The following is a 26,858-nucleotide window of genomic DNA, read 5'->3' as shown; positions in this document are numbered from 1 at the left end:
GTGCTTTTGTAGGTAGCGGACAGACCCTAGCGGTACGACCGGCCACCCGAGGTGTGGCAATACCCACACGGTGAACCGTCTCCGTTGTGCAAACTCTCCTTGGCCCGGGGCGGTCCCGTAGGACAGGATCGGACCTCATGGACCTGCTGAACACGCTGGTGGACAAGGGGCTTCGGCGCGAGCTGCCGACCCGCGAGGAAGCGCTCGCCGTTCTGGCCACCTCCGACGACGACCTGCTCGATGTGGTGGCCGCGGCCGGAAAGGTGCGCCGGCACTGGTTCGGGCGACGGGTGAAACTCAACTATCTGGTCAACCTCAAGTCGGGCCTGTGCCCCGAGGACTGCTCCTACTGCTCCCAGCGGCTCGGCTCCGACACCGGCATCCTGAAGTACACCTGGCTGAAGCCCGACGAGGCCTCCCAGGCCGCCGCGGCCGGGCTGGCCGGCGGTGCCAAGCGCGTCTGTCTGGTGGCCTCCGGCCGTGGTCCGACCGACCGTGACGTGGACCGGGTCGCCGGCACCATCAAGGCGATCAAGGAGCAGAACGAGGGCGTCGAGGTGTGCGCCTGTCTCGGGCTGCTCTCCGACGGCCAGGCGGAGCGGCTGCGCGCGGCGGGCGCGGACGCCTACAACCACAACCTCAACACGTCCGAGGGGACGTACGCGGACATCACCACCACCCACACCTACGCCGACCGGGTGGACACGGTGAACAAGGCGCACGCGGCCGGTCTGTCCGCCTGCTCCGGGCTGATCGCGGGCATGGGCGAGAGCGACGAGGACCTCGTCGACGTCGTCTTCTCGCTGCGTGAGCTGGACCCGGACTCGGTCCCGGTCAACTTCCTCATCCCGGTCGAGGGCACCCCGCTGGCCAAGGAGTGGAACCTCACCCCGCAGCGCTGCCTCCGGATCCTCGCGATGGTGCGGTTCGTGTGCCCGGACGTCGAGGTGCGCATCGCGGGCGGCCGTGAGGTCCACCTGCGCACGATGCAGCCCCTCGCCCTGAACCTGGCCAACTCCATCTTCCTCGGCGACTACCTGACCACCGAGGGCCAGGCCGGCAAGGCCGACCTGGAGATGATCGCGGACGCCGGCTTCGAGGTGGAGGGCGCCGACCAGGTGACGCTGCCGGAGCACCGGGCGACGGCGGCCGGGGGCGGCTGCGGAGCGCACGAGAGCGCCGGGTGCGGCTCGCACGAGGGTGCCGGGTGCGGCTCCGTCTGCGGCTCGCACGAGGCGGCGGACGTCCGCGGTACGGCCACGGCGTCCGTCGCGGCCGAACCGCGCACCGACCTGGTCGCCGTGCGCCGCCGCGGCGCCGGAACGGACCTCGCGCCCAATGCCTGACCTGCCCGTCGACGAGCTGCTGGCCCTGGACCGGCAGCACGTCTGGCATCCTTACGGCCCCATGCCCGGCCGCCAGGAACCGCTCGTCGTGGCCTCGGCGAGCGGGGTGCGGCTCCGACTGGCGGACGGCTCGGGCGAGTTGGTCGACGGGATGTCGTCCTGGTGGTCGGCGATCCACGGCTACAACCACCCGGTGCTCAACGAGGCCGCGCACCGGCAGCTGGCGCGGATGAGCCATGTGATGTTCGGCGGACTCACCCACGAGCCCGCCGTACGGCTCGCCAAGCTCCTTGTCGACATGTCGCCCGACGGCCTGGAGCATGTCTTCCTGGCCGACTCCGGCTCGGTGTCGGTCGAGGTCGCCGTGAAGATGTGCCTGCAGTACTGGCGCTCGCTCGGCCGTCCGGGCAAGCGGCGGCTGCTGACCTGGCGGGGCGGCTACCACGGCGACACCTGGCAGCCCATGTCGGTGTGCGACCCCGAGGGCGGGATGCACGAGCTGTGGTCCGGGGTGCTGCCGCGCCAGGTCTTCGCGGACGCGCCGCCCGCCGCGTACGAGGAGTCGTACGCGGAGCATCTGCGCGAGCTGATCGCCCGGCACGCGGACGAGCTGGCCGCGGTGATCGTGGAGCCGGTGGTGCAGGGCGCGGGCGGGATGCGCTTCCACTCCCCCGACTATCTGCGGGTGCTGCGCGAGGCGTGCGACGCGCACGACGTCCTGCTGGTGTTCGACGAGATCGCCACCGGCTTCGGCCGCACCGGCGCACTGTTCGCGGCGGACCACGCGGCCGTCACCCCGGATGTGATGTGCGTGGGCAAGGCGCTGACCGGCGGCTATCTGACGATGGCGGCGACGCTGTGCACCGCGCGGGTGGCCGAGGGCATCTCGCGGGGCGAGGTGCCGGTGCTCGCGCACGGCCCGACGTTCATGGGCAACCCGCTCGCGGCGGCGGTGGCCTGTGCCTCGCTGGAGCTGCTGCTCGGGCAGGACTGGCCGTCCGAGGTCAAGCGGATCGAGACCGGCCTGCGCGAGGGCCTGGCGCCGGCCCTCGGAGCACGCGGGGTGAAGGACGTCCGGGTGCTCGGCGCCATCGGGGTCGTCCAGCTCGACCACGAGGTGGACATGAAGGCCGCCACGGACGCCGCCGTGCGGGAGGGCGTGTGGCTGCGCCCGTTCCGCGATCTGGTCTACACGATGCCGCCGTACGTCACCTCGGACGAGGACGTGGCACGGATCGCGCGCGCGGTGTGTGCCGCGGCGCGGGAGGGATGACATGCCGGTACTGGTGATCACGGGCACGGGCACGGAGGTCGGCAAGACCGTCACCACCGCCGCCGTCGCCGCGGCGGCGCTCGCGGCGGGGCGTTCGGTGGCCGTGCTGAAGGCCGCGCAGACCGGCGTGGGACCGGACGAGCGCGGCGACGCCGACGAGGTCGCACGGCTCGCGGGTCCGGTGACGGCCGGCGAACTGGCCCGTTTTCCCGAGCCGTTGGCGCCGGGTACGGCGGCCCGGCGGGCCGGGATGGCGCCGGTGCACCCGCAGGAGGTGGCCGACCGGGCGGCCAAGCTGGCCACCGAGCACGATCTGGTGCTGGTCGAAGGGGCGGGCGGGCTGCTCGTCCGGTTCGACGCGGCCGGCGGCACGCTGGCGGACGTGGCGCGGCTGCTGAACGCGCCGGTGCTGGTCGTGGCCCCGGCCGCGCTCGGCACGCTGAACGCCACGGAGCTGACGGCCCGTGAACTGCGCCGCCGGGAGCTGGAGTTCACCGGCGTGGTGATCGGCAGCTGGCCCGGCTCCCCCGACCTCGCCGCCCGCTGCAACGTGGCCGACCTGCCGGAGGTCGCGGGGGCTCCGCTGCTCGGTGCGATTCCCGCCGGGGCGGGCGGCCTGTCTCCCGGCGAGTTCCGCTCGGCGGCGCCGGGGTGGCTGGCGCCCCGGCTGGAGGGGACGTGGGACGCGGAGGCGTTCCGGGTGCGGGTAGCGCCGTAGGCCGCGGGAGGTGCAGGTCGTCGTCCGGGTGCGGCTCCCCGCGGCGGCCGGCCGGGCCCGTGCGGCGCAGCCGCACGGCGATGACGCTCCCGCGCCCTTGGGGCGTCGCGGCGAGGGTGCCTTCGTGATTCCCGGGGGACAATCACCCTGAGAACGTCCTCCGGGAGGTGCCATGCGACTGACGTCGGCGGTCTCCGGCAAGGTGGCGGGGAGTCCCGTCCACCACCCGCTGTTCGCCCGTTTCTACACAAGATGCAGCGTGGCCGCCGAGACCGGGCTCGGCCTGGCCGCCGTGCGGGAGCGGCTGCTCGCCGGGCTGTCCGGGCGGGTGATCGAGATCGGCGCGGGCAACGGGCTGAACTTCGCCCGCTACCCGGCCGCCGTGGCCGAGGTCGTCGCGATCGAACCCGAGCCGCTGCTGAGGAAGTTGGCACTGGAGGCCGCGCTGCGCGCCCAGGTGCCGGTGGACGTGGTGCCGGGTGCGGCGGAGGCGCTGCCCGTCAAGAGCGAGGCCTTCGACGCTGCGGTGCTGTCGCTGGTGCTGTGCAGCGTGCGGGACGTGACGCGGTCGCTCGCCGAGGTGCGCCGGGTGCTCCGGCCCGGCGGTGAGGTGCGCTTCTTCGAGCACGGGCGGGGCGGCGGCCGGGTGATGACCCTGACCCAGCGGGCCCTCGACCGCACCGTGTGGCCCGTGCTGTTCGGCGGCTGCCACGTGTCCCGCGAGCCGATCGCCGAGCTGCGCGAGGCCGGCTTCGAACTCGGCCCGCACCGGCGGCTTTCGCTCCCGGAGAAGGGCCCGAAGCTGCCGACCTCGTACGGCGTGCTGGGCGTCGCCTGGCGGCCGGGGGAGCCGGAGGCCCGCTGACCGCCTCCCCGGGCGGCGCGGGCTGCGTCAGCAGCAGGGGTGCGTCAGATGCTCCAGCGCCGCAGTTCCCGCGCGATGGCGTCCACGTCGGCCGAGCCGTCCTTCACCAGCCGGGCCAGGTCACGCACCTGCTCGGCCGTGGTGACGACCTTGGCTCCGCTGGCGATCAGGTAGGCGTAGGCGACCGCCGAGGCGAACAGCGCGTTGGAGCGCTCCAGCGCCGGTACGTGGATCAGCAGTTGGAGCAGGGACGCCGCGCGGGCGTGCGGGTCGTCGTAGACGGGCACTCCGAATATCTCGGCCCGGTGCCGGGCGACGGCGGCGATCAGCGCGCCCCAGTCGGTGACCTGCGGGTCTCCGGGGGTGCGCTGTTCGGCGAGCATGAGCAGCCAGGCGAGGTCGATGCTTAGCTCGTTCAAGGGATCAGCGGCCACCCTCGGTGCCGGTGCCGGTGCCGGTGCCGGCGCCGGCGCCGGTGACAGTGCCGTGAGACTCGGTGAACTCCTCGGCGAACACGGTCTCGTACTGCTTCATGAAGTCGGCGGCGGCCTCCACGAACGTCCGCCCGGCCTCCCCGGTGTCCTGTCTGACCAGCTCTTCTATGTAGCGGTTGACGCTGATGCCACGGGCCAGGGCGCGTTCGCGGGCCGCGCGGGCGGTGCCCTCGTCCACGCGCACGTTCAGCTGGGTCTTCGCCATGCTTCGAAGCTAGCGCCGAAATGCTAGCAATGGCAAGGGCGCGCGGAATCGGTGCGCCCGGCCGAGCTGTCCCTTACGCTCGCCCGGACGGGCGGTTCTGGCGACCGGGAGGCGGTCTTGTCCACACCTGCTGCACAGCACGTGCCGGGCCGAGCGCCGGACGGCGGGAATGCGGCCCGCGCCCGCGCGCTGACCAAGGCCTACGGCTCCGGCGAGACGGCCGTCCTCGCCCTGGACGCGGTGGACGTGGACATCACGCGCGGCCGGTTCACCGCCGTGATGGGACCCTCGGGATCCGGGAAGTCCACGCTCATGCACTGCCTGGCGGGGCTCGACACCGTGTCGGCCGGGCAGGTGTGGCTCGGTGACACCGAGATCACCGGGCTGAAGGAACGGGAGCTGACCCGGCTGCGGCGGGACCGGATCGGGTTCATGTTCCAGTCGTTCAACCTCATCCCGACGCTGACGGCCCTCGAGAACATCACACTGCCGATGGCCATCGCGGGCCGCAGGCCGGACGAGAAGTGGCTGGACCAGGTGATCGACACGCTCGGCCTGCGGGACCGCCTGACGCACCGGCCCGCGCAGCTCTCCGGCGGTCAGCAGCAGCGGGTCGCGTGCGCTCGGGCGCTGGCCTCCCGGCCGGAGCTGATCTTCGCCGACGAGCCGACCGGCAATCTGGACTCGCGGGCCGGGCTGGAGGTGCTGGGTTTTCTGCGCGGCGCGGTGGACGATCTCGGACAGACGGTGGTCATGGTCACGCACGACCCCGGCGCCGCCGCCCACTCCGACCTGGTGCTCTTCCTCGCCGACGGACGGATCGTCGACCGGATGGAAGGGCCGACGGCCGAGGCCGTCCTCGACCGGATGAAACGGTTCGACACCGTGCGCGAACGGCTCGGCGCCGACGGCACCGCCCAGGAGGACTGACCCGGTGCTCAAGGCGACCCTGAGGAGCTTCCTCGCGCACAGGGGACGGCTCGCGCTGTCCGCGCTGGCCGTGATCCTGTCCGTGGCGTTCGTCGCGGGCAGCCTGATCTTCTCCGACACCGTCACCCGTACCTTCGACCGGCTGTTCGCCTCCACGGCCGCCGACGTGACCGTGGAGCCCAGGCAGGACCTGAAGTCCCCGGTGCCGGGCGGCGTGGTGCAGACCGTGCCCGCCGCGCTGCGGGACCGGGTGGCGCGGGTGCCCGGGGTCACGGCGGCCCGCGCGGACGTCAAGGTGCAGAACGTCGTGGTCGTCGACCGGCACGACAGGTCCGTCGGGCCGACCACCGGCGCCCCCACCATCGCCACCTCCTGGTACGTCAGCGACCGCTCCCCGGTGGAACTGACCTCCGGCCACGCGCCGCACGGTGCGGGCGAGGCGCTGCTGGACGCCGACACGGCCCACAAGAAGCACGTACGGATCGGCGACCCGCTGACGGTGCAGGCCGAGCCCGGCACGTTCCGGGTCCGGGTCGTCGGGATCGCCACGTTCACCACGACCAATCCGGGCGCGGCCCTGGTCTTCGTGGACCCGGCGGTGGCGGGCCGCGAACTGCTCGGCTCCCAGGCACTGGCGACGAGCGTCTCGGCGGACGCGGCGAAGGGCGTGTCCGACGCGGAACTCAAGCGCAGGATCGGCTCGGCGCTCGGCACCCGCGCAGGCACCGGCACCAGCGCCGGCACCTACGACCTGAAGACCGCCGGCGAGCAGGCCAAGTCGGCGGCCGCCAGCCTCGGCACGTTCCTGGACGTGATCAAGTACGTGATGCTGGGCTTCGCCGGAGTGGCGCTGCTCGTCGGTGTGTTCCTCATCGTCAACACCTTCTCCATGCTGATCGCCCAACGCACCCGTGAACTGGGCCTGTTGCGGGCCCTCGGCGCGGACCGGCGGCAGGTGCGGCGCTCGGTGCTCACCGAGGCGCTGCTGCTCGGGCTGGTGGGCTCGACGCTCGGTCTCGGGGCCGGGATCGGGCTGGCGCTCGGGCTGATCCGGCTGATGAGCGCGTTCGGGATGAACCTGAAGGCCACGGAGATGGTGATCGGCTGGGGGACGCCCGTCGCCGCGTACGTCGTCGGACTGGGCGTCACCTTCGTGGCCGCCTATCTGCCGGCACGGCGCGCGGCCGCGGTCTCGCCGATGGCCGCGCTGGCGGACGCGGAGGTCGCGGGCGTGGGCAAGCCGCTCAAGGTGCGGGCGATCGTCGGCGGGGTGCTGGGGGCGGCCGGGGCGGCGGCGCTGGCCGGGTGCGCGGCGGCCACGAGGACCGCGCAGGCGGCTTCGCTGCTGGGCGTCGGCGTGGCCCTGACGCTGATCGCGACCGTGGTCGCCGGACCACTGCTGGTGCGGCCGGTGATCCGCGTGCTGGGCGCGGCCTTCCCCGCGCTGTTCGGGCCGGTCGGCCGGATGAGCCAGCGCAACGCGCTGCGCAATCCGCGCCGCACCGGCGCCACGGCCGCCGCGCTCATGGTGGGCCTCGCCCTGGTCGGCGGGATGTCGGTGGCGAGCGCGTCGATGTCGGCGTCGTTCGACCGGCAGATCGACCGGACGCTGGGCGCCGATTTCGTCATCCAGAACGCCAACTTCACCCCGTTCACGAAGCAGGTGCGGGACGTCGTGGCCGCCACGCACGGTGTCGGGCTCGTCGTCCGGCAGCGGCTCACCCCGCTCGCCGTACGGCTGCCGGACGGGGAGCGCGTGGAGACGGCCGCCGGCGCGTACGGCCCCGGGCTGGACGACGTCGCGCACATCACCTACACACGGGGAGGTTCGGCGGCGGCGCTGGCGGACGGGCACCTCGCCATGGACGCCGGTTTCGCCAAGGACCACGGTGTGCGGCCGGGCAGCGTCCTCCCGGTCGAGTTCCCGGGCGGGCGGCACACCGAGCTGACCGTCGGGGCACTCACCGACCAGGAGACGGCGGACGGTTTCGGCACCCAGGGCGGCATCTACGTCGGCCTCACCACCTTCGAGAAGTACGTGCCGAGCGGCCAGGACTCCGCGCTCTACGTCAACGCGGCCGCCGGCACGAAACCGCAGGACCTGCGTCCCCGCCTGGAGCGGGCGCTCAAGCCGTTCCCGCAGGTCCAGGTGCGCAACCAGGCCGACTACAAACAGCTGGTCCACGACCAGATCGCCGTGCTGCTCTATCTGGTGTACGCGCTGCTCGCCCTGGCGATCGTCATCGCCGTGCTCGGGGTGGTCAACACCCTCGCCCTGTCGGTGGTGGAGCGGACCCGCGAGATCGGGCTGCTGCGGGCGATCGGGCTGGGGCGGCGGCAGTTGCGGCGGATGATCCGGCTGGAGTCGGTGGTGATCGCGGTGTTCGGCGCGGTCCTCGGGCTGGCGCTGGGGCTGGTGTGGGGTGTGTCCATGCAGCGGGTGCTGGCCCTGCGCGGGCTGACGGCGCTCGCGATCCCCTGGGGCACGATCGTCGCGGTCGTGATCGGTGCGGCGGTGGTGGGCGTGGTGGCGGCACTGCTGCCGGCCCTGCGGGCGTCGCGCTTGAACGTGCTGGCGGCGATCGCCCACGAATGACATCCGGCCGGCCGGCGATCGCTTCACGACCGACGCCCCTTGGCGGCTCGCGGCACTCGTCCAGGTCCGCATGTCGTCCAGGTCCGCATGGTGGAATTCGCCGGGGGCGGCACACCACCCGTGTTCTGATGATCACATGACCGATCTGCGGATACGCCCTGCCCTCGCCGACGATCTCGACACCGTGCTCGCCTTCTGGAAGACGGCCGCCGAGGGCACCAGCATCAGCGACGACCGCAGCGGGGTGGAGCGTCTGGTCGCCCGTGATCCCGAGGCGCTGATCCTCGCCGAGCAAGGCGGCGAACTGGTGGGCACGGTGATCGCCGGCTTCGACGGCTGGCGCTGCCATCTGTACCGGCTGGCCGTCCATCCGCAGCGTCGCCGGCAGGGCATCGGCTCGGCGCTGCTGGCCGCCGCCGAGGAGCGCTTCGCACGGCTCGGCGGGCGGCGCGCGGACGCGATGGTGCTCGTCCGCAACGAGACCGCGCACCACGCCTGGGGCGCGGCCGGGTACGGCCCGCAGGAGCAGTGGCGGCGCTGGGTGAAGCCACTCGCCGGCCTCACCGACTGACCCCAGCAGAGCATCTTTGCTCATCCTTTACCATTGAGGGAGCACTCGGCCCTCGATGAAAGGTTGTGAGCGTCCGCCCATGGGCGAGCCTCCCGGTCCGCGACACCGCGCGTTCGGTCCTGCCCTGTCCGATCATGGGACGGGGGTGACCCGATGACCGAAGTGCTGCTCCTTCTGGTGGCGATCCTGCTGTCGCTCACCTGCGGCGCCTTCGTGGCGGCGGAGTTCTCGCTGACCACCGTCGAGCGGGGCGAGCTGGAGCGCGCCGCCGAGCGGGGCGAGCGCGGTGCCCCGGGTGCCCTGAAGGCCGTACGGAACCTGACCTTCCAGCTCTCCGGCGCCCAGCTCGGCATCACCGTGACCAATCTGGTCGTCGGCATGCTCGCCGAGCCGTCGATCGCCAAGCTGCTCGCCGGTCCGTTCCGGGCGGCGGGGCTCTCGGGCGGCACGGCGGCATCGGTCGCGCTGGTGCTCGGTACGGCCCTGTCGACGGTGTTCCTGATGGTCGTCGGCGAGCTGGTGCCGAAGAACTGGGCGATCTCCTCGCCCCTGGCCATGGCCAAGCGGGTGGGCAACGCGCAGCGCTGGTTCAGCGCGGCCTTCCGGCCCTTCATCACGCACCTGAACAACACGGCCAACCGCGTCGTGCGCCGGCTGGGCGTCGAGCCGGCCGAGGAGCTGGCCTCCGCCCGCGGCCCGCAGGAGCTGGCGGCCCTCGCCCGGCACTCCGCCAAGGAGGGCGCGCTGGAGGCGGACACCGCCGAGCTGTTCGTGCGCACGCTGAACCTGGCCGACCTGACGGCGGAGAACGTGATGACCCCGCGTGTCCAGGTCATCGCCCTGGACGCCCAGGCGACCTGCGAGGACGTGGCGAACGCGACCCGGGCCACCGGCCTGTCCCGGTTCCCGGTCTACCGGGGCGGCCTGGACTCGGTCGTCGGCGTCGCCCACGTCAAGGACGTCCTGGCCGTACCCGCCGAGGACCGGCCCCGCCGCCCGGTCTCCCAGGTGATGCGCGAGCCGCTGCTCGTGCCCGAGTCCCTGACCGTCGACCGGCTGCTGGACCGCCTCGGCGGCCGGCGCACCATGGCCGTCGTCATCGACGAGTACGGCGGCACGGCCGGCGTGGCCACGCTGGAGGACATCGTCGAGGAGGTCGTCGGCGAGGTGCGCGACGAGCACGATCCGCACGAGACACCCGACCTCGCCCCCGCAGGCGCGGACGAGCAGGGCCGGGCCCTGTACTCGGCCGACGGCGCCGCCCGCACCGACCAGCTCGCGCGCGTGGGACTGCGGGTGCCCGAGGGGCCGTACGAGACCCTGGCCGGCCTGGTCGCCGCCCGGCTGGGCCGGATACCGCGGGCCGGTGACACGGTCGAGGTGACGGGCTGGCGGCTGGACGTGGTGGACGCCTCGGGCCGCCGGGCGGCCCGGGTGCTGCTGCACGCGCCACTGGACGACGAACAGACCCACGAGCACCCCGAGGGGGCGCGATGACCGCCGTACAGCTGCTGATCGGGCTCGCGACGCTCGTCGTCAACGCCTTCTTCGTCGGCGCGGAGTTCGCGCTGATCTCCGTGCGCCGCTCGCAGATCGAGCCGCTCGCCCAGGAGGGCGACCGGCGCGCGAAGGCCGTGCTGTGGGGCCTGGAGCACGTCTCGGCGCTGCTGGCCGCCGCCCAGCTGGGCATCACGCTGTGCACGCTGGTGCTGGGCGTGGTCGCCGAGCCGGCGATCGCGCACCTGCTGGAGCCGGTGTTCCACGCCGTCGGAATCCCGCAGAGCGCGGGCCACGTCGTGTCCTTCGTGATCGCGCTGACCCTGGCGACGTATCTGCACATGCTGCTGGGCGAGATGGTCCCGAAGAACATCGCCCTCGCGGAACCGGTGCACAGCGCGCTGCTGCTCGGCCCGCCGCTGGTCGCCCTGTCCCGGGCGCTGCGCCCGGTGATCTTCACGGTCAACGCGTTCGCGAACGGGCTGCTGAGGCTGCTCAGGGTGCAGGCCAGGGACGAGGTCGCGGCGAGCTTCACGGACGCCCAGCTGGCCGAGATCGTCAAGGACGCCGGTGAGGCGGGCCTGATCGACGACCGGGCGCGGGAGCGGCTGCACGACGCCCTGGAGCTGGGCAGACGCCCGGTGCGCGATGTCGTGGTGCCCCTGGAGCGGGTGGAGTACGCGCGCGTGGGCGTGACCCCGGAGGCGCTGGAGCGGCTGTCCGCCGAGTCGGGCTTCTCCCGGTTCCCGGTGGTCGACGTGGGCCGCCGGATCGTGGGCTACCTGCACGTCAAGGACGCGCTGGACGCCTCGCCGCGGGACGTGCCGTTCCGGCTGCGCGACATGCGGTCCATCGCGCGTGTACGGGAGAGCACCCCGCTGGACGACGTGCTCACCGCGATGCGCGGCAGCCGCACGCATCTCGCGGCGGTGCTCGGTGACGACGGGCGCCTGGCCGGCCTGGTGACCATGGAGGACGTCCTGCGGCAGCTGTTCGGGCAGCCTGCTCCGGGCTGACACCGTCCGGTCCCGGGGCGACCGACCGGCGGGTATGGAGCCGGGATACCATCACTGACGCCATGCAGACGAATCCCGCATCTCCCCCGTACAGCAGCCTGGTCTCGGTCGGCGACTCGTTCACCGAGGGCATGTCGGACCTGCTGCCCGACGGCTCCTACCGGGGCTGGGCCGACGTGCTCGCCACGCGGATGGCCGCCCGCACACCGGATTTCCGGTACGCCAACCTGGCCGTGCGCGGGAAGCTGATCGGGCAGATCGTGGACGAGCAGGTGAACGTGGCGGCGGCCATGAACGCCGACGTGGTCACGCTGGTCGGCGGCCTCAACGACACCCTGCGGCCCAAGTGCGACATGGGCCGGGTCAAGGGCCTGCTGACCGAGGCCGTGGAGCGCCTCGCGCCGTCCTGCGGGCAACTGGTGCTGATGCGCAGCCCCGGCCGCCAGGGCCCGGTGCTGGAGCGGTTCCGGCCGCGCATGGAGGAGCTGTTCTCCTGCGTGGACGAGCTGGCCGCACGGCACGGCGCGGTCGTCGTCGACCTGTACGGCGCCCCGTCGCTGAGCGATCCCCGGCTGTGGGACGTGGACCGGCTGCACCTGACGGCGGAGGGGCACCGCCGGGTCGCCGAGGCGGTGTGGCAGACGCTCGGGTACGAGCCGGAGGACACCGAGTGGCGGGTGCCGATGCCCGCCACTGCCCCGCCGGGGTGGGTGACGCGCCGGGTCGCGGACGCTCGCTTCGCCCGGCAGCACCTGCTGCCCTGGATAGGCCGCCGGCTGACCGGCCGCTCCTCGGGCGACGGCCGCCCGGCCAAGCGCCCCGAGCTGCTGCCGTACGAGGGCCGGGCGTAGCGCCCTCCGGCCGGCGACGGCAGACGGCTTTCCACGACTTGCCCACGACATGCTGTCCACGACGTGACGGGCGTCTCGTATCTTCCGCTGAACCGGGGCGCGGCGCTGGCCTGCACAAATCACCAGTAGAATCCGTACACGTGACTTCTGCGCCCGCCAAGCCCCGCATCCCGAACGTCCTCGCCGGACGCTACGCCTCCGCCCAGCTCGCCACGCTCTGGTCGCCCGAGCAGAAGGTGAAGCTGGAGCGGCAGCTCTGGCTCGCCGTGCTGCGGGCCCAGAAGGACCTCGGCATCGAGGTGCCGGAGGAGGCGATCGCCGACTACGAGCGTGTCCTCGACACCGTCGACCTGGCCTCGATCGCCGAGCGCGAGAAGGTCACCCGGCACGATGTGAAGGCGCGGATCGAGGAGTTCAACGACCTCGCCGGGCACGAGCACGTGCACAAGGGCATGACCTCCCGTGACCTCACCGAGAACGTGGAGCAGCTGCAGATCCGGCTCTCGCTGGAGCTGATGCGCAACCGCACGGTGGCCGTCCTGGCGCGTCTGGGCAAGCTGGCCGGCGAGTACGCCGAGCTGGTCATGGCCGGCCGCTCGCACAACGTGGCCGCGCAGGCCACCACCCTCGGCAAGCGCTTCGCGACCGCCGCCGACGAGCTGCTCGTCGCGTACGGCCGCGTCGAGGAGCTGCTCGGCCGCTACCCGCTGCGCGGCATCAAGGGCCCGGTCGGCACCGCGCAGGACATGCTCGACCTGCTCGGCGGCGACGCCACGAAGCTCGCCGAGCTGGAGGACCGGATCGCCGGGCACCTCGGCTTCTCGCAGGCGTTCACCTCGGTGGGCCAGGTCTACCCGCGCTCGCTGGACTACGAGGTCGTCACCGCGCTGGTGCAGCTGGCGGCGGCGCCGTCCTCGCTGGCCAAGACGATCCGGCTGATGGCCGGGCACGAGCTGGTCACCGAGGGCTTCAAGCCGGGCCAGGTCGGCTCCTCGGCGATGCCGCACAAGATGAACACCCGCTCCTGCGAGCGCGTCAACGGCCTGATGGTCATCCTGCGCGGCTACGCCTCGATGACCGGCGAGCTGGCGGGCGACCAGTGGAACGAGGGCGATGTGTCCTGCTCGGTGGTGCGCCGGGTCGCGCTGCCGGACGCGTTCTTCGCGCTCGACGGTCTGCTGGAGACCTTCCTGACGGTCCTCGACGAGTTCGGCGCCTTCCCGGCGGTCGTCGCCCGTGAGCTGGACCGCTATCTGCCGTTCCTGGCCACCACCAAGGTGCTCATGGGCGCGGTGCGGGCCGGTGTGGGCCGTGAGGTCGCGCACGAGGCGATCAAGGAGAACGCCGTGGCCACCGCGCTCGCGATGCGCGAGCAGGGCGCCGAGCGCAACGACCTGCTGGACAAGCTCGCCGGCGACGAGCGCCTCCCGCTCGACCGCGAGCAGCTGGCGGCGCTGATGGCCGACAAGCTGTCCTTCACCGGTGCCGCCGCCGACCAGGTCGGTGTCGTCGTCGGCCGGATCGAGGGGATCGTCAAGCAGCACCCGGAGGCGGCCGGGTACACGCCCGGAGCGATCCTCTGACCCGCCTGACGAGGACCGACCTGGAGGCCGCCCGCGACCGTCTCGTACCGGACGTCGTCGCGGACGGCCTGCGGGTGCTCTTCTGCGGCATCAACCCGGGGCTGATGACGGCGGCGACCGGTCACCACTTCGCCCGCCCCGGCAACCGCTTCTGGCCGGTGCTGCACCTGTCCGGCTTCACGCCGAGGCTGCTGAAGCCGGCGGAGCAGCAGGAGATGCTGTCGTACGGGCTGGGCATCACGAACGTCGTGGCGCGGGCGACCGCGCGGGCCGACGAGCTGACCGCCGAGGAGTACGCCGAGGGCGGGCGGCTGCTCACCGAGAAGGTCGCGCGGCTGGGGCCGAGGTGGCTGGCCGTGGTCGGGGTGACCGCGTACCGGGCCGCGTTCGGCGAGCGCACGGCCCAAGTGGGGCCGCAGGAGCGGACGTTCGGGGACACCCGGGTCTGGGTGCTGCCCAACCCCAGCGGGCTGAACGCGCACTGGACGACGCAGACGATGGCGGAGGAGTTCGCCCGGCTGCGGGTCGCCGCGCGGGCTTGACCGGTCAGGGAGGGGGTGTCTCCGTGACCGTGGCCAGGAGCCGCGTCTCGTCGGCTTCGTCACGGTGGGCGACGCCGAGGGCCACCCAGCGGCCGGTCTCCGGCTCCTGCCACAGGTCCAGTTCGTCGGTGAGCAGAGCGAGGGTGGCCCAGGGCTCCGGTATCTCCTCGCCGCGGCTCAGGCGCACCCGCACCGTGAGCTGACCCCACAGGGCCCGCCGGCCCCAGCGGTGATCCAGCCGCTCCGCTATCGCGTCCCGGCACGCCTGGAAGTCCTCCGCGGTCCGCTCCCGCGTGCGGGCGAGGTCCTCCCGGGTCTCGTGGCTCGTCTCTAACTCCACGGTCCGGTATCCGGCGCCTGCCGCACCCGCCTGCGAGCCGCCGTCCTCGAGGGGAAGCTCCCCCGCGCAGAGCGACCCGATGACGCTCAGGCACTTCGCGATGTCCATGTGATCCAGTAAAGCGGTCGGCACTGACAATTGGCGGGCCGTCAGGCGGGCGGGCCCACGGGCCGGGCCGGGCCCGTGGCTCGCGGGTGCGGAGCCCGGCACTCGCCGGGGTGCGTCCGGCCGAGTACGATCCGCCCAACACGCCCGCGAGCTGGAAGGACGGACGGTGGCGCAGCTGACCGGCGGCGATCCCTCGCTGCTGCGAAGGATCAATTCCGCGGTGGTGCTGCACGCGCTGCGCGCCACGGACTGCGCGACGCTCACCGAGATCACCCGGGTCACGGGGCTGTCCCGGCCGACCGTCGAGGGCGTCGTCGAAGGCCTCATCGAGGGCGGGCTCGTCGTCGAGACGGCGGCCGACGAGGGCACCGCGCGCCGTCAGGGCCGGCCCGCGCGCCGATTCCGGTTCCGCGCCGAGGCGGGGCACCTGCTGGGCCTGGAGATCGGGCCGCACCGGGTCGCCGCGCTGCTGTCCGACCTGGACGGCCGGGTGCTGGGCGCGCAGGCCAAGGATGTCGACGAGGCGGCTGCGGCGGACGAGCGCCTGGACCGGCTGCGCGGCGCGGTCGCCGAGCTGCTGCGCCGGGCCGGGGTCGCGCGCGGTTCGCTGCGGGCGGTGGGCGTGGGCACGCCGGGCATCGTGGAGGCCGACGGCACGGTACGGCTGGGCACGGCGCTGCCGCAGTGGACCGGTCTGAAGCTCGGCGAGCGGCTCAGCCGGTCCTTCAAGTGCCCGGTGCTGGTGGAGAACGACGCCAACGCGGCGGCCGTCGCGGAGCACTGGAAGGGTGTGGCGACCGAGTCCGAGGACGTGGTGTTCGTGCTGGCGGGGCTCAGCCCGGGTGCGGGTTCGCTGATCGGCGGACGGCTGCACCGGGGGTACGGCGGGGCGGCCGGGGAGATCGGCGCACTGCATCTGCTGGGCCGGGAGGCGACGCCCGAGACGCTGTTGTCCACGACCGACGAGCCGCTGCACCCGCTGGACGAGCAGGCGGTCGCCGAGGTGTTCGCGCTGGCGCGCAAAGGTGACCAGCGGGCGCGGGCGGCCGTCGAGCGGTTCATCCAGCGGCTCGTGCACGATGTCGCCGCGCTGGTGCTCGCCCTGGATCCCGAACTGGTCGTTGTCGGCGGGTGGGCCGCCGGGTTGGACGGTGTCCTGGAGCCGTTGCGGCGTGAACTGGCCCGGTATTGCCTGCGGCCGCCTCAGGTGGCGTTGTCCTTGCTGGGCGAGGCGGCCGTGGCCACAGGGGCGCTGCGGCTGGCTCTGGACCACGTCGAGGAGCAGCTGTTCGCCGTGGAGGGAACGGTGACGGCCCGGCGGTGAGCCGTTCTCCATACGGGTTGGCCCCGCCCGGCGTTGCCCGGACGGCCCGGGCACCCGGGAATGCTCAGGACGCCTGGCGTTGCGGGTCGTGGTGTATCTCCACGCCCGCCGAGTCCCCGAAGGTCAGTCGGCAGGTGTCGGCGCGGTAGGTCGCGACGGACAGGGCGGCGGTGCGGCCGCCGGCAGTGAAGCGGGTGGTGACGACCAGGACGGGTGAGCCGGGCAGGCGGTCGAGGTCCTTGGCGTCGTCCGCGCGGGCGGAGCCCAGTTCGACGGAGCGGTTCTGGCCCTCCAGGGTCAGGCGCTGCAACTCGCGCAGCACCGCACGCGCGCGTGCCGGGCCGGACGGGGCGTCGATCGCGGTGAGGTCGGGCACCGAGGCCGCCGGGATGTGGAGCAGCTCGGTGGCGACGCGCTGGCCGTGGGACATGCGGGAGCGGCGCACCGTGTGGACCGGCTCGTCCGCTGCGATGTCCAGGGCCGCGGCGACGGCCGCGGACGGCGCCGCGTGCTCGCAGTCGACGGACTGCCAGGCGTCTTCGGCCGCGCCCGGCCAGGCGTGCTGCTCGGTGCCGACGGCCACGCCCACCCGCGGCGGCGCCACGGTCGTACCGACACCGCGGCGACGCTGCAGCCGGCCCTCCAGCTCGAGCTGTTCGAGCGCCTGGCGGAGCGTGGCGCGGGCGACGCCGAAGCGGGCGGCGAGGTCGCGCTCGTTGGGCAGGATCTCACCGACCGAGAACTCGGAGTCCAGTGCCTCGCTGAGCACGGTCTTGAGGTGCCAGTACTTCGGTTCCGGCACCGATTCCAGCTGCGTGGTCCCCACCCTGTCCTCCGCAAGTGCCGTGGTCCGGCGGTTTTTAGCGCCCTTGTTTATTAAAGGTTGTTGCACTTCTCTGCGACCATAGGGCGGCCTTCACCCTTGGTCAAGACCAATCCTCGATCCCTTGGGGAACACACGGCGACGCTGCCGCGCAGCGTTCACGAAGCGTTCGTACGCGCGCGCGTGTGTGCGGTCAGCGGACAGCCAGGTGCTGAAGTTTGTCCGGATTGCGCACGATGTACACGGTCGCGACGCGGCCGTCGGCGATGTCCAGCTGGATCAGACTGTCGGGCTTGCCGCCGGACAGGACCAGCACGGCCGGGCCGCCGTTGGTCTCCACGGAGCGGTACGTCGTGTCCGCGGGCGCCTGGGGCGCGACGGCGGCCAGGAAGCGCCCCACCTTGTCGGCGGTGTTGACGATCCGGGCCGGCGCCTTGGCCTTGCCGCCGCTGTCGCCGACCAGACGGACATCGGGGGCGAGCAGGGACATGAGCCCGTCCAGGTCGCCCTCCGCCGCCGCGGCGAGGAAGCGCTCGGTCACCTCGCGCCGCCGGGCGGGGTCGACCTCGTAACGCTGCCGCCGCTCCTCCACGTGCCGGCGCGCCCGTCCGGCGAGCTGCCGTACCGCCGCCTCGCCGCGGTCGAGCAGCGAGGCGATCTCGGCGTACGGGTAGCCGAACGCCTCCCTGAGCACGAAGACGGCCCGCTCCAGCGGGGACAGGGACTCGAGGACGACCAGCACGGCGAGGGAGACGCTGTCGGCGAGCACGGCGCGTTCCGCGGCGTCCGGGGCGGTGTCGCCGAACTCGGTGAGACAGGGCTCCGGCAGCCACGGCCCGACGTAGGCCTCGCCGCGCGACTGCACCTGGCGCAGCCGGTCGATGGCCAGACGGGTGGTGATGCGCACCAGATAGGCGGCCGGTTCGCGGACCTCCGTGCGGTCGTCGCCGGACCAGCGCAGCCAGGCGTCCTGCACCACGTCCTCGGCGTCGGCCACGCGGCCGAGCATCCGGTAGGCGACGCCCATGAGCAGGGACCGGTGCTCTTCGAAGACGTCCGTCGCGGTGTCAGTGCTCACCAGGCCATCATCCCATCCGACACGGGCCGGGGGCGGCCACCCGGAATCGGCGCGTCCGGGACCGGTACGGATCACAATGACCGCGGACCGCCGGGGGCCGGCGGCCGGTGAGCCGGAGGTGGCCGATGCGGTACGGCGTGCTGGGCACGGGCGAGGTGGGCCGCACCCTGGCCGGCCGGCTGGTGGAACTGGGGCACGAGGTGACGCTCGGGTCGCGCACCAGGGACAACCCGGTGGCGGCGGAGTGGGCCACGGCCGCGGCGGAGCGGGCCCGCGCGGGCGCGTTCGCGCAGGCGGCCGCGGCGGGCGAGGTGGTGATCAACGCCGTGGGCGGTCCCGTGGCGCTCGACGCGCTGCGGGCGGCCGGCGCGGAGCACCTCGACGGCAAGGTGCTGGTGGACGTCTGCAATCCCCTGGCCTTCATGGCGGGCGAGGCGCGGCTGGACCCGGTGGAGTCGGACAGTGTGGGCGAGCGGATCCAGCGGGCCTTTCCGCACGCGCGCGTGGTGAAGACGCTGAACACGGTCAACTGCCGGGTGATGGTGGATCCGGGGCGGGTGCCGGGCGCGCACAACGTCTTCGTGAGCGGGGACGACGCCGAGGCCAAGGAGCAGGTGACGGGCATGCTCGGCGAGCTGGGCTGGCCGGCGCAGCGGGTGGTGGACCTGGGCGGGATCCGGTCGGCGCGGGCGGTGGAGATGTATCTGCCGCTGTGGCTCACCATGTTCCGCAACTCCGGGAGTCCGGACTTCAACATCGAGGTGCACTGGGCGGGTTGATGGTGACGCGCCATGGACGATCCGGGGGCTACCGGCCGGTAGCAATTGCTGACAAGCTGTCTACGGCGTTCGTCAGCACCCCGACCGTCCGTCAGCAGCCAGACGAGGAGCACCCCCATGTCCGCCACCGCCTCCTTCCCGGTCCCCGGTCCGCACGGCCCGCAGGACGTGACCATGTCCTACGCGCGCGTGGGCCGCGGCGAACCGCTGGTCCTGCTGCACGGCATCGGCCACCACCGGCAGGCCTGGGACCCGGTCGTGGACATCCTCGCCACCGAGCGGGACGTGATCACCGTCGATCTGCCGGGCTTCGGCGCGTCGCCGGGCCTGCCGGACGGCCTCGCCTACGACCTGTCCACCACCAACACCGTGCTCGGCGCCCTGTTCGAGGCGCTGGAACTGGACCGTCCGCACATCGCCGGCAACTCGCTGGGCGGCCTGCTCGCCCTGGAGCTGGGCCGGGACAAGCTCGTACGGTCCGTCACGGCCCTGTCCCCCGCCGGGTTCTGGACCGAGGCCGAGCGCCGGTACGCCTTCACGGTGCTGCTGACGATGCGGGCCGTCGCCCGGCGCCTCCCGCTGCCGCTGGTGGAGCGGCTGTCGCACACGGCGGCCGGGCGCACCGCGCTGACGAGCACCATCTACGGCCGCCCCGCGCGCCGCGCACCCGAGGCCGTGGTGGCCGAGACACTGGCGCTCGTAGGGGCCACCGGCTTCGACGCGACCCTGCGGGCGGGCCAGTCGGTCCGGTTCACCGACGAACTGGCGGGCCTGCCCGTCACGGTGGGCTGGGGCACCCGGGACCGGATCCTCGTACGCCGCCAGGGGGTGCGCGCCAAACAGCTGATCCCGCACGCCCGTCTGGTGCGGCTGCCCGGCTGCGGCCACTGCCCGATGAACGACGACCCGGCACTGGTCGCGCGGGTCATCCTGGACGGCAGCCGCTGACCGGGGCCGGGGCGCCGGCGCGTACGAAGCCGCGGCCCGCGGACCGTTGTTCACCTCGGGTTCGCGTGCGCGCCGCGGCGCCCCAGTAGGTGTGGCTGTGCACACCGGCCGGATCCCGTCCCTGGAGGCGCAGCCATGTCCCACCGTCCGCTCCCCGGCCGCCGCAGCGTCCTGCGCGGCTCCCTCGCCGCGTCGGCGGCCCTGACCCTGCCCGTGGGCCTCGGCGCGGCCCCGGCCTTCGCCCGCTCCGGGCGCCCCCAGGCGGGCTGGGGCGTGCAGGCGGGCGACGTGAGCGCCGACTCCGGTCTGGTGTGGGTGCGTTCGGACCGGCCGGCCCGGATGATCGTGGAGACCGCGGCCACCGAGTCGTTCCGCGCCCCGCGCAGATGGCACGGCCCGCTGCTGGGGGCCGGCACGGACTTCACCGGCACCACCCGGCTGCACGGCCTGCCCGCCGGCGAGCAGATCCACTACCGCGTGCTGCTCGCCGACCCGGACGACCCGCGCCGCACCGGCGAGCCGGTGAGCGGCACCTTCCGCACGGCTCCGGCCGAGCGGCGCCGGGGCGTGCGGTTCGTGTGGTCGGGCGACCTGGCCGGACAGGGCTGGGGCATCAACGAGTCCATCGGCGGCTACCGCATCTTCGACGCCATGGCGAAGGCCGATCCGGACTTCTTCCTGTGCAGCGGCGACAACATCTACGCCGACGGACCCATTGCGGCGAGTGCGCCCCTGCCCGACGGCAGCGTCTACCGCAGCATCACCACCGAGGAGAAGTCGCACGTCGCGACCACCCTGGCCGACTACCGGGGCAACTTCCGCTACAACCTCCTGGACGCGGCCCTGCGCCGGTTCAACGCCCAGGTGCCGAACATCATCCAGTGGGACGACCACGAGGTGCGCAACAACTGGTACCCGGGCGAGGTCATCGGCACCGGCACCCCCTACCCGGCCGGCACGAAGCTCGACGACCTGGCGCTGCGCTCGCGGCAGGCGTTCTCGGAGTACTTCCCGATCTCCACGATCAGCGGCCGCCCGGACGGCCGGATCTACCGCGTCGTCCATCACGGCCCGCTGCTGGACGTGTTCGTGCTCGACATGCGCACCTACCGCAACGCCAACTCCCCCGACGACCAGACCGCGGACCCGGTCGGCATCCTCGGCCGTGAGCAACTGGAGTGGCTCAAGCGGGAGCTGGCGAAGTCCCGCGCGGTGTGGAAGGTGATCGCCAATGACATGCCGCTCGGCCTGGTCGTGCCCGACCCGGTCGAGGGCAAGCCGGACTTCGAGGCGGTCGCGCAGGGCGACCCGGGCGCGCCGCTCGGCCGTGAGCTGCAGATCGCCGAGCTGCTGCGCTTCATCAAGCACCGGCGCATCACCGGCACGGTGTGGCTGACGGCCGACGTGCACCACACCTCCGCCCAGCACTACGAGCCCTCGCTCGCCGCGTTCAAGGACTTCGAGCCGTTCTGGGAGTTCGTCTCCGGCCCGCTGAACGCCGGCGCCTTTCCGGCCAACGCCCTCGACGGCACGTTCGGCCCGGACCGGGTGTTCGTGAAGGCACCGACGGCCTCCAACGTGTCACCGGCCGAGGGCTACCAGTTCTTCGGCGAGGTCGACATCGACGGCGACAGCGGCGAGCTGACGGTCCGGCTGCGCGAGTACGACGGCACGGTGCTGTTCACACAGACGCTCCAGCCGGGCCGGGTCGGCCAGTAGGCAGCGGCGGGGCCGCCGGTCCCGTACGCTTCTTCCCACACCGGGCCGCGCACCGGCGTCATCCCCCGTTGCGCGGCAAGGTTCCGCAGCGCCGACGCCCGGACGTCGGCAAGAATCGTTCAAAGCGGGACAAATGGTACGGAGCATGCTTTACCCATCGGTCACAAAGCGTTCGTGATCACGCAACACCTTTCCTTCACAGTGGCTGCATGACTCCAGAGATGTCCGATGTGACCCGGGCAAGGCACGGACGCCCCGTGCACCACTGGCGGCGCGACCTCGTCGAACTCGCCGCCCTGTTCACGGCCGTCGCGGTCGCCGACGGCGTGGCGAACCTGATCGGGCACGGTCCCGGCGGTCCCGCGCTGCTGGTGATCTCGGCGCTCGCGCTCGCCGCGACGGCCGGGTTCCACACGTGGTGGGCACGCCGCCACGGCCACGCACCGCCTGCCGACGATACCGGCGCCCGGCCGGCCGCCGGGTCGCGGCCGGCCGGGCCCGCCGAGCAGCCCGGCACCGCCACGGACGAGGTGGCCGGCGCCGCCGCGCTGTGGCGGATGCGTACGACGGTGAAGGACGAGCCTGGTTCGCTGGCCGCGCTGTGCGCGGCCCTCGCCGGGCAGCGCGTCGACATCCTCAGCCTGCAGACGCACCCGCTGGCCGACGGCACCGTGGACGAGTTCCTGCTGCGGGCGCCGGGCGCCGTCGCGGGCGCCGGGATCACCCGGGCCGTCTCGCTGGCCGGGGGTGTGGACACCTGGATCGAGCGGGCCGACGCCCACGACCTGGTCGACGTCCCCACCCGGGTGCTCGGCCTCGCCGCGCGCACCGCGCTGGACGCCGCCGAACTGCCGCTGGCGCTGCGCCAGTTGCTGGGCCGGTGCACGATCCGTTCACTGCCCGGGACCCCGGCCGGCGGGGGCCGCGGGCCGCAGCCGGTGCCGGTCGAGGGCGTCCTCGAGGACACCGTGATGCGGCTGCGGGCACCGGAGGGCGGGGTGCTCGTCGTGGAGCGGCCCTACCTCCCGTTCACGCCGACCGAGTTCGCGCGGGCACGGGCGCTGGTGGAGCTGGACAACCGGCTCGGTCCGCGCATTCCGCGCGGCCAGGACGTGCTGACGCTGCCCGAGGGCAACGACATCACCGTCCGCCGGGTCGACACCGGGGACCTGGCGGCGGCGAAGGCGATGCACGAGCGGTGCTCGCCGCGCACCCTCGGCATGCGCTACCACGGCCCCGTCGGCGATGCGGACCGCTATCTGAACCACCTGCTCAGCCCGCGCTTCGGCCGGACCCTGGCCGCGCAGACCGCCTCCGGCCGCATCGTCGGCCTCGGGCACCTGCTGTGGGACGGCGACGAGACCGAGGTCGCGCTGCTGGTCGAGGACGACTGGCAGCAGCGCGGCATCGGCGCCGAACTGCTCGGCCGGCTCGTGGCGATGGCCGCGGAGGCGGGCTGCGCGAGCGTGTACGCCGTGACGCAGGCGTCCAACACCGGCATGGTCACCGTGATGCGCGGACTGGGGCTGCCCCTGGACTACCAGATCGAGGAGGGCACCCTGGTCATCACGGCCCGGCTGGACGCGGCGCCCGCCGGTTCCCGCGACGACGCCCGCACCGCGCACACCCCGCTCAGGTGACCTTGCCGCGCCGGCGCTCAGCCACCGCGGAGCTGTCAGGCGGTGCCCGACCTCGCGTACCCCAGTGCCTGCTGATCCTGCGGAGCACCGAGCGCCTGGTCCAGGTCCGCCCACAGGTCGTCGATGTCCTCCAGCCCCACCGACAGCCGGAGCAACCGGTCGCTGACGCCGGCCCCGCGCCGGTCGTCGGCGTCGACGATGCGGTGGCTGATGGACGCGGGGTGCTGGATCAGCGTGTCGACGCTGCCCAGGCTCACCGCCGGGGTGACGAGGCGGACCCGGGAGATGACCTCGTGCGGGTCGCCGTACACCTCGAAGGCGATCATCGCGCCGCCCAGCCGCGGGTAGTGGACGCGGGCCACGCGCGGGTCGGCGGTGAGCCGGCGGGCCAGTTCGGCGGCGTTCGCGGAGGCGGCCCGCACCCGCACCGGGAGGGTGGACAGTCCCCTCAGCAGCAGGTAGCCGGCCAGCGGATGCAGGACACCACCGGTGGCGAACCGTATCTGCCGCAGCCGGCCCGCGAACTCCTCGTCACAGGCGACCACTCCGGCGAGCACGTCCCCGTGACCGCCGAGGTACTTGGTGGCGCTGTGCAGCACCAGCCGGGCCCCCTGCTCGGCCGGGCGCTGCAGGACCGGCGTGGCGAAGGTGTTGTCGGCGAGCAGCGGGACCGAACCGCAGGCGTGGGCGACGGCCCGCAGGTCGAGTTCGGCGAGCGTCGGGTTGGCCGGTGACTCGACCAGCACCAGACCGGTGTCCGGGCGCAGCGCGTCGGTGATCCCCGCCGGGTCGGTCCAGGTGACCTCCGTACCGAGCAGCCCGGCGGTCAGCAGATGGTCGCTGCAGCCGTACAGCGGCCGTACCGCGACGACGTGCCGCAGGCCCATGGCGGACCGGGCGAGCAGGACCGCGCTGAGCGCGGCCATGCCGCTGGCGAAGGCGACCGCGGCCCCGGTGCCCTCGAGCCGGGCCAGGGCGGTCTCGAAGCGGGCGACGGTGGGGTTGCCGAGGCGGCCGTACACGGGCGGCCCGGCCGGGTCGGCGCCGTCGGTGGCGAAGGCGTCGATGCGGGCGGCCTCGGCCCGGCTGTCGTACGACGGATAGGTGGTGGACAGGTCGATGGGCGGGGCGTGCAGACCCTGCCGGGCGAGATCGTCACGGCCGGCGTGCACGGCCTCGGTGGCAAGGGCTCTCGATGCGGTGCGTACGCCGTCGTAGGCACCGATGCTCGCTGTGTCCATGGCGGAAGGGTGAACATCGGACGGTTCCCCGGAATCGAACACCGTGCTACGTTCGGCCAATGGCCGAATCTGTCGTACTGGATCCGGTGGATCTCCAGCTGCTGCGGCTGTTGCAGAACGACGCCCGGATCACCTACCGCGACCTCGCCCAACAGGTGGGGGTCGCGCCGTCGACCTGTCTTGACCGGGTGACCCGGCTGCGCCGCTCGGGCGTGATCCTCGGGCATCAGCTGCGGCTGGATCCGGCCAAGCTGGGGCGCGGGCTCCAGGCGCTGCTCTCGGTGCAGGTACGGCCGCACCGGCGGGAGCTGGTCGGGCCGTTCGTGGAGCGGATCAGGGCGCTGCCGGAGGCGCGGACGGTGTTCCATCTGACCGGGCCGGACGACTATCTGGTCCATGTGACCGTCGCGGACATGGCCGATCTGCAGCGCCTGGTGCTGGACGAGTTCACCGCGCGGCGCGAGGTGGCGCGGGTGGAGACCCGGTTGATCTTCCAGCAGTGGGAGTGCGGGCCCCTGCTGCCTCCCGGCCACGCCCAGAGCTGAATCCCCCCGAACGTGGGTGACGCGGAGATCCTCGTCGTATGAGGATGGGCGCCATGTCTGAGACCAAGAGCCCGCTGCCCCGGCAGGTCGCCGACGCGTATGTGGACGACCTCATCGCCCTCGACCCGGTCACCGGCACCTATCTCGGTGTGCAGGAGAGTTCGAGCCGGCTGCCCGACTACTCGCCCGCGGGCCAGGAGGCCCTCGCCCGGCTGGCACGGACCACCCTCGCCAGGCTCGACGAGGCGGAGCGGCAGCCCGGCGCGGACAGTGACGCCGAGCGCCGCTGCGGGCGGCTGCTGCGCGAGCGGCTGACCGCCGAGCTGGCCGTGTACGAGGCGGACGAACACCTGCGCGCGATCGGCAACATGAGCACGCCCGGCCACTCGGTGCGGGACATCTTCACCGTCACCCCGCAGACCACGGACGAGGACTGGGCGGCGATCGCCGAGCGGCTGCGCGCGGTGCCCGGCGCGCTCGCGGGCTACCGGGCCTCGCTCCAACTCGGCCTGGAGCGCAAGCTGTTCGCGGCGCCGCGGCCGACCGCCACCTTCATCGGCCAGCTCACCGAGTGGACGGACACCGACGGCTCGGGCCGCGGCTGGTACGAGGACTTCGCCGCCGCCGGACCCGAGGCGCTGCGCGAGGAGCTGGCCGAGGCGGCCCGCGCCGCGACCGGCGCGCTGGTGGAACTCCGGGACTGGCTGCGGGACGAGTACGCCCCGGTGATCGAGGGCTCCTCGAACGTGGTGGGCCGCGAGCGGTACGCGCGCTGGTCCCGCTACTTCAACGGCACCGACCTGGACCTGGACGAGGCGTACGCGTACGGCTGGTCCGAGTTCCACCGGCTGCTCGGCGAGATGAAGCAGGAGGCGGAGAAGATCCTGCCCGGCGCGAAGTCGCCGTGGGCCGCGCTCGCGCACCTCGACGAGCACGGCCGGAGCATCGAGGGCGTGGAGGAGGTCCGCGAGTGGCTCCAGGGCCTGATGGACCAGGCCATCGAGGACCTGGACGGCACGCACTTCGAACTCGCCGAGCGGGTGCGCAAGGTGGAGTCGCGCATCGCGCCGCCCGGCGGCGCCGCGGCCCCGTACTACACGGCCCCGTCGGAGGACTTCTCGCGGCCCGGCCGCACCTGGCTGCCGACCATGGGCCAGACCCGGTTCCCGGTCTACGACCTCGTCTCGACCTGGTACCACGAGGGCGTGCCCGGACATCACCTCCAGCTCGCCCAGTGGGCGCACGTGGCGGAGAACCTCTCCCGCTACCAGGCCACGATCGGCGGGGTCAGCGCCAACGCCGAGGGCTGGGCGCTGTACGCGGAGCGGCTGATGGACGAGCTGGGCTATCTGAAGGGCCCCGAGGAGCGGCTCGGCTACCTGGACGCGCAGATGATGCGTGCGGTCCGGGTGATCGTGGACATCGGCATGCACCTGGAACTGCCGATCCCGGCGGACTCGCCGTTCCACCCCGGTGAGCGCTGGACGCCGGAGCTGGCGCAGGAGTTCTTCGGCTCGCACAGCAGCCGGCCGGCGGACTTCGTGGAGAGCGAGGTGACCCGGTACCTGACGATTCCGGGCCAGGCCATCGGCTACAAGCTCGGTGAGCGGGCCTGGCTGCTGGGCCGCGAGAAGGCACGTGAGCGGCATGGCGACGCCTTCGACCTGAAGGCCTGGCACATGGCGGCGCTCTCGCAGGGTTCCCTGGGCCTGGACGACCTGGTGGACGAGCTGTCGCAGCTCTGACCGCCCGGAGCCGGCACGGGCCCCGGGGCCGCGGCGCGAGAGCCGGGCACACGCTCCTGCACGGCCCGGGACGCGGCCCGC

25 protein-coding genes are annotated in these 26,858 nt (G+C 73.1%); 19 read left to right on the top strand and 6 right to left on the bottom strand.

Annotation, left to right across the window (positions count from 1 at the left end; genetic code table 11):
• Positions 1–137: 137 nt before the first annotated feature.
• From bioB to A6P39_RS34785, 4 genes are all read left to right on the top strand, one after another.
• A complete protein-coding gene (bioB, locus tag A6P39_RS34800; protein ID WP_067049600.1) occupies positions 138–1,346 on the top strand; it encodes a biotin synthase BioB in 1,209 nt (402 codons plus the stop codon).
• Entirely contained in the window at positions 1,339–2,619 is a 1,281-nt protein-coding gene (locus A6P39_RS34795; RefSeq protein WP_067049597.1) for an adenosylmethionine--8-amino-7-oxononanoate transaminase, read from the top strand. Before bioB ends, A6P39_RS34795 begins: the two co-directional genes overlap by 8 nt.
• Before the next feature lies 1 nt (position 2,620).
• A complete protein-coding gene (gene bioD / locus A6P39_RS34790; protein ID WP_067049595.1) occupies positions 2,621–3,337 on the top strand; it encodes a dethiobiotin synthase in 717 nt (238 codons plus the stop codon).
• A 172-nt stretch (positions 3,338–3,509) separates the two neighbouring features.
• On the top strand, positions 3,510–4,202 hold the full coding sequence (locus A6P39_RS34785) for a class I SAM-dependent methyltransferase (protein ID WP_067049592.1): 693 nt from the start codon (positions 3,510–3,512) through the stop codon (positions 4,200–4,202).
• Between the two features lie 44 nt (positions 4,203–4,246).
• Here A6P39_RS34785 and A6P39_RS34780 read toward each other — a convergent pair whose 3' ends face one another.
• A complete protein-coding gene (locus tag A6P39_RS34780; protein ID WP_067049589.1) occupies positions 4,247–4,621 on the bottom strand; it encodes a fic family toxin-antitoxin system, toxin component in 375 nt (124 codons plus the stop codon).
• A 4-nt stretch (positions 4,622–4,625) separates the two neighbouring features.
• Entirely contained in the window at positions 4,626–4,901 is a 276-nt protein-coding gene (locus tag A6P39_RS34775; protein WP_067049586.1) for a toxin-antitoxin system, antitoxin component, read from the bottom strand.
• Positions 4,902–5,018: 117 nt separating this feature from the next.
• On the opposite strand from A6P39_RS34775, the gene A6P39_RS34770 reads away from it, so the two are divergent.
• The 8 genes from A6P39_RS34770 to mug all read left to right on the top strand — a co-directional run bounded on the left by A6P39_RS34770 (position 5,019) and on the right by mug (position 14,487).
• Entirely contained in the window at positions 5,019–5,831 is an 813-nt protein-coding gene (locus tag A6P39_RS34770; RefSeq protein ID WP_067049766.1) for an ABC transporter ATP-binding protein, read from the top strand.
• Positions 5,832–5,835: 4 nt separating this feature from the next.
• Positions 5,836–8,427: an ABC transporter permease gene (locus tag A6P39_RS34765; protein WP_067049583.1), complete on the top strand. Its 2,592-nt coding sequence runs from the start codon at positions 5,836–5,838 to the stop codon at positions 8,425–8,427.
• Positions 8,428–8,563: 136 nt separating this feature from the next.
• Entirely contained in the window at positions 8,564–8,998 is a 435-nt protein-coding gene (locus A6P39_RS34760; protein ID WP_067049580.1) for a GNAT family N-acetyltransferase, read from the top strand.
• Between the two features lie 153 nt (positions 8,999–9,151).
• Positions 9,152–10,495, top strand: coding sequence for a hemolysin family protein (locus A6P39_RS34755; RefSeq protein ID WP_067049577.1), 1,344 nt, complete (start codon positions 9,152–9,154; stop codon positions 10,493–10,495).
• Entirely contained in the window at positions 10,492–11,511 is a 1,020-nt protein-coding gene (locus A6P39_RS34750) for a hemolysin family protein (protein ID WP_067049574.1), read from the top strand. Before A6P39_RS34755 ends, A6P39_RS34750 begins: the two co-directional genes overlap by 4 nt.
• A 62-nt stretch (positions 11,512–11,573) precedes the next feature.
• Positions 11,574–12,362, top strand: coding sequence for an SGNH/GDSL hydrolase family protein (locus A6P39_RS34745; RefSeq protein ID WP_067049570.1), 789 nt, complete (start codon positions 11,574–11,576; stop codon positions 12,360–12,362).
• Between the two features lie 140 nt (positions 12,363–12,502).
• Complete coding sequence (purB, locus tag A6P39_RS34740) at positions 12,503–13,945, top strand: adenylosuccinate lyase (protein WP_067049567.1); 1,443 nt, start codon at positions 12,503–12,505, stop codon at positions 13,943–13,945.
• The gene (gene mug / locus A6P39_RS34735) at positions 13,942–14,487 is read left to right on the top strand and encodes a G/U mismatch-specific DNA glycosylase (RefSeq protein WP_079133531.1); all 546 of its coding nucleotides are present in this window, start codon (positions 13,942–13,944) and stop codon (positions 14,485–14,487) included. Before purB ends, mug begins: the two co-directional genes overlap by 4 nt.
• Positions 14,488–14,491: 4 nt before the next feature.
• Here the strand turns inward: mug and A6P39_RS34730 are convergent, their stop codons facing one another.
• Entirely contained in the window at positions 14,492–14,935 is a 444-nt protein-coding gene (locus tag A6P39_RS34730; RefSeq protein WP_067049564.1) for a hypothetical protein, read from the bottom strand.
• A 166-nt stretch (positions 14,936–15,101) separates the two neighbouring features.
• On the opposite strand from A6P39_RS34730, the gene A6P39_RS34725 reads away from it, so the two are divergent.
• Complete coding sequence (locus A6P39_RS34725) at positions 15,102–16,259, top strand: ROK family transcriptional regulator (protein WP_067049561.1); 1,158 nt, start codon at positions 15,102–15,104, stop codon at positions 16,257–16,259.
• Between the two features lie 64 nt (positions 16,260–16,323).
• Here the strand turns inward: A6P39_RS34725 and A6P39_RS34720 are convergent, their stop codons facing one another.
• Positions 16,324–17,085, bottom strand: coding sequence for a GntR family transcriptional regulator (locus tag A6P39_RS34720; protein WP_067049558.1), 762 nt, complete (start codon positions 17,083–17,085; stop codon positions 16,324–16,326).
• A gap of 190 nt (positions 17,086–17,275) precedes the next feature.
• Positions 17,276–18,160, bottom strand: a complete 885-nt coding sequence (locus A6P39_RS34715) for an RNA polymerase sigma-70 factor (protein ID WP_067049555.1) — start codon at positions 18,158–18,160, stop codon at positions 17,276–17,278.
• 125 nt (positions 18,161–18,285) lie between these two features.
• Here A6P39_RS34715 and A6P39_RS34710 point away from each other — a divergent pair, with 125 nt between their 5' ends.
• From A6P39_RS34710 to A6P39_RS34695, 4 genes are all read left to right on the top strand, one after another.
• The gene (locus tag A6P39_RS34710; RefSeq protein WP_067049552.1) at positions 18,286–18,939 is read left to right on the top strand and encodes an NADPH-dependent F420 reductase; all 654 of its coding nucleotides are present in this window, start codon (positions 18,286–18,288) and stop codon (positions 18,937–18,939) included.
• 117 nt (positions 18,940–19,056) lie between these two features.
• On the top strand, positions 19,057–19,887 hold the full coding sequence (locus A6P39_RS34705) for an alpha/beta fold hydrolase (RefSeq protein ID WP_067049549.1): 831 nt from the start codon (positions 19,057–19,059) through the stop codon (positions 19,885–19,887).
• 135 nt (positions 19,888–20,022) lie between these two features.
• A complete protein-coding gene (locus A6P39_RS34700; RefSeq protein ID WP_067049547.1) occupies positions 20,023–21,606 on the top strand; it encodes an alkaline phosphatase D family protein in 1,584 nt (527 codons plus the stop codon).
• 209 nt (positions 21,607–21,815) lie between these two features.
• The gene (locus A6P39_RS34695; RefSeq protein ID WP_199840871.1) at positions 21,816–23,246 is read left to right on the top strand and encodes a GNAT family N-acetyltransferase; all 1,431 of its coding nucleotides are present in this window, start codon (positions 21,816–21,818) and stop codon (positions 23,244–23,246) included.
• A 35-nt stretch (positions 23,247–23,281) separates the two neighbouring features.
• Here the strand turns inward: A6P39_RS34695 and A6P39_RS34690 are convergent, their stop codons facing one another.
• Positions 23,282–24,487, bottom strand: coding sequence for a trans-sulfuration enzyme family protein (locus tag A6P39_RS34690; protein WP_067049540.1), 1,206 nt, complete (start codon positions 24,485–24,487; stop codon positions 23,282–23,284).
• A gap of 59 nt (positions 24,488–24,546) precedes the next feature.
• On the opposite strand from A6P39_RS34690, the gene A6P39_RS34685 reads away from it, so the two are divergent.
• On the top strand, positions 24,547–25,032 hold the full coding sequence (locus A6P39_RS34685) for an Lrp/AsnC family transcriptional regulator (protein ID WP_067049537.1): 486 nt from the start codon (positions 24,547–24,549) through the stop codon (positions 25,030–25,032).
• A gap of 53 nt (positions 25,033–25,085) precedes the next feature.
• On the top strand, positions 25,086–26,777 hold the full coding sequence (locus A6P39_RS34680; protein WP_067049534.1) for a DUF885 domain-containing protein: 1,692 nt from the start codon (positions 25,086–25,088) through the stop codon (positions 26,775–26,777).
• Positions 26,778–26,858 lie beyond the last annotated feature (81 nt).

Source organism: Streptomyces sp. FXJ1.172, assembly GCF_001636945.3.
In the GTDB taxonomy this organism is placed as follows: Bacteria; Actinomycetota; Actinomycetes; order Streptomycetales; family Streptomycetaceae; genus Streptomyces.
Note: the sequence above shows the minus strand (reverse complement) of the source record. Positions and strands in the feature narration are given on the sequence as shown.